Here is a 3,516-nt window from a genome sequence, read left to right as displayed (position 1 = left end):
CATAAGACTTCTCAGTCGCAGTACCATCTTTATTGAAGGTCTTAACCGTGAATGTAGGAGCAACCCATGTGCCATTCTCATAGCCAGCACCACCACCTAAAGACTTTGCAACACTGCTCCCTAGGCTATGAAGCTGGGAACCATTTACTGCGTCTGTTGAGCTAGCAGAAATATCTCCATCCGCAAGATACTTAATTTTTTCATTTATGTAGTCGAAACGTTTGTCACTTTTATCCCACTTTCTACGCTGTGCTACAAATGCATTATCTGCATCGCTCCAGTTCAAAGAATCACTTTTCGCATTAGTAATCTGATTGGTAATCTCGTTTTTAACGTTCTCCAATGAATCACCAACACCAGTAAAGGCAGTCGCGACATTGTCATAAGACTTCTCAGTCGCAGTACCATCTTTATTGAAGGTCTTAACCGTGAATGTAGGAGCAACCCATGCGCCATTCTCATAGCCAGCACCACCACCTAAAGATTTTGCAACACTGCTCCCTAGGGTATGAAGCTGATTACCAGCTACAGCATCGCTTGAGGTTGAAGTAATGTCTCCATTTGCAAGTGATGTGATCTTGCTGTTTGTTTTGCTTTCCTTTTCTCCATGCGTTGCCACAAAAGCGCCTTTAGCCTTGTCCCATAACAAGGAATCGCTTTGAACAAGGGTAATGTCTTTTTCAATCTCTTTGGTAATTTCATCCTTAACATTCTTGAATGCATCTTTAACGTTCTCGAATGAATCACCAACACCAGTAAAGGCAGTCGCGACATTGTCATAAGACTTCTCAGTCGCAGCGCCATCTTTATTGAAGGTCTTAACCTTGAATGTAGGAGCGGTCCATGCGCCACCTTCATATTTAGCACCACCACCAAAATAAGATGCAACACCGCTACCTAGGGTATGAAGCTGTGAGCCATTTACTGCGTCTGTTGAAGTTTCACTGATTGCCCCGTCGAGTAGACCGGAAATTTTCCGAGCTCCATTATCCTTATTTAGAATACTGATTTCATTGCCACCAGTTGCCCCACCAATAGTGATAACACCTTCTCCTCCATTACGGAGACTGCGCATAGATTTCTCCGCTGCTACTTGCTTAACAAGGATACTGTCTCTTACTTCGTTAATTTCATTATTTGTTGCCAAAAGTTGGGAACCATTGACCGCTTCGGTTGATTCTGCTGTGAGTGCACCATCTTGAATGCCTGTTATCTTCTTACTGCCAGCGTCAATACCATCGGTTGTTATTTTCGGACCACCTGTAATCACTAAGCCTTTTGCATCTAGGGTATTTGTGCCTGCCTTTAAGCTCGTTAATGCAACATCTTGAGCCAGATCAAATTGTACCTTATTGTCATCTTCGCCCTTTGTAAGATTAAGATTTGTACTTCCAGTTACCAAATCCAATGGGCTAGTTGAATTAACATTCGTCGTATTTTTACCATTAACAGAGAGTTCCCAACTTGGATTTATAGAGTCTTGTAGAGCTTTTAGCTGCGCAACATTTACCGCATCAGAGTCGTTCGTACCAGCGGCAACACCTACAATCTGTCTGGTTTTTCCTTGCTTAGCATCACCAATACTTAGTGCACCAAGACCGGATAGCCATGTGTTGTCCTGTTTATCTGCATTCTCTCTAGTACTAGGATCATAACCCGCAACACTAGCTCCAACATCCGCTACAGAATCGCTTCCCAAAGCAACACCACCATCAACCGTCACGTTAGAATTGGCACCTAAAGCAATACTTCCAGTCCCATTTGCTTTTGAATAAAAGCCGATAGAAATAGCGTTTTGATCAAATGCATATGCACGATGACCAAGAGCTGTCGAACCAAACCCTAGGGCTTTAGAAACGGCTCCTACAGCTGTTGAATAATCATCCCCCGCAGTTGTATAATCATTTTCCCCGTGTTCGCTATCCGGATTATATTCACCACCTATTGCGAGACTACTTAGACCCATAGCGTGAGTCATGTAACCTATAGCAATAGCATACCTGTTTGTTGTCTGAGCTTTATGACCTATGGCTATAGTATTGTCTTCTGTAGCCACTGTATCTCGCCCCAAAAGAATGGTATCTCCTGCCGTCGCCTTTGCAGAGGAACCTATAGCAATACTATACGGCGCATCCTTCGTTGCAGATGCATTATAACCAAGAACAATCCCCTGTTCTGCATAATTCTTTGCACTGTCACCAATAGCAATTGATCTCTCCCCATCAGCCACAGCATCTGCAAAATCTTTGCCAGTAGTGTTAATTTTTAAACCTTTTATAACCGTTGCTTCTTGTGCTGCTTTTAGCTGTGCAAAATTCACTGCATCAGTATCATCAGTACCCGTTGCAACTCCCGTTATCTTTTTACTACTAGCGTCAATACCATCGGTCGTTATTTTCGGACCATCAACAATTACTAAGCCCTTGTCATCTAAGTTTGTTTTCCCTTTTAATGTTAAGGTATGGAGTGATATATCATTAGTCAAACCAAATATTAGCTTATTTTTATCGTCCTTATCTCTCTTAATCCTGAAGTTATCCCCTCCTGATGAAAAGTCTAGTGTGGTATCCACAAGAACAGTTGTAGTACCTTTACCTTCAATAGAGTATTTCCAACTCCCTCCTACAAGCTTTGCCACCTCTTTCAATTGCGCAACATTTACTGCATCAGTATCGTCAGTCCCAGCTGACAATCCAGTAATTTGTCGCGTTCCTTGAATAGGAACACTCCCAATAGTAATTGCACCAAAGCCTTTTTTAGATACCCATGCTTCATCTGTTTTAGTTGTGACTTTTCCAGTTATGGGGTCATATCCTGCAATACCCCCTGCCTTTATAGCCACACTAAAACGACCCAAAGCGACAGCGCCCTCAAGACCGTCCGAAACCTTAGCCGTATCACCAAAAGCTATTGAACCGTCTGCCTTTGAGCCCACGACTGAACGAAGACCAATAGCTATCGCATATTCGGGCATATCGTTCTCAGAACCACTAACACCAATCTTAGCACCAGAGCCTATAGCAATCCCACCACGCCCATAAACATGGGGCGGCCTAAAAACCTCCCCCCCCCCATCACCATAAGCTTTCGGATCATACTTCGAACCTATCGCAATAGATGCCTCTCTGACTACAGATGCCCCATCACCCAATGTTATACTAGCAGGAGGATCGCCAGCAGCACGGGTTAGCCCCGCACGACTCTGAAAAACAACAGGTAGCTTATTTACTGGCTGCGCAACCTCAGGCGTTGAAACATTAAAGTTTTTTTCTTCTTCATAAACATCATTGGCTTCTGTATCTGCAGAATTCATATGAATAACTCTTATGAACTGGGGCGTTTTTTGATCACTCATATTTTTGGCTTTAGATATATTTGACACACCTTCCCATGCGCCACTACTATCTGTTGTCAAAACATTTATTTTAGAGCTCTCATCACTCGTCCCCAAAAGAGTTCTGGTTAAAAAATTTGCATAGTCATCAGCAGCATTAATCTTTTCTAATCCGGCTTTAT

General features: G+C 42.9%; 1 protein-coding gene. It reads right to left on the bottom strand.

Annotation, left to right across the window (positions count from 1 at the left end; translation table 11 throughout):
- A partial coding sequence (locus tag ACFIJ8_RS08360) for a hypothetical protein (RefSeq protein ID WP_375639376.1) occupies nt 1–3,516 on the bottom strand: 3,516 nt, incomplete at both ends.

This window comes from Bartonella sp. MF74HXZ (assembly GCF_042194445.1).
GTDB lineage: Bacteria > Pseudomonadota > Alphaproteobacteria > Rhizobiales > Rhizobiaceae > Bartonella > Bartonella grahamii.
Note: the sequence above shows the minus strand (reverse complement) of the source record. Positions and strands in the feature narration are given on the sequence as shown.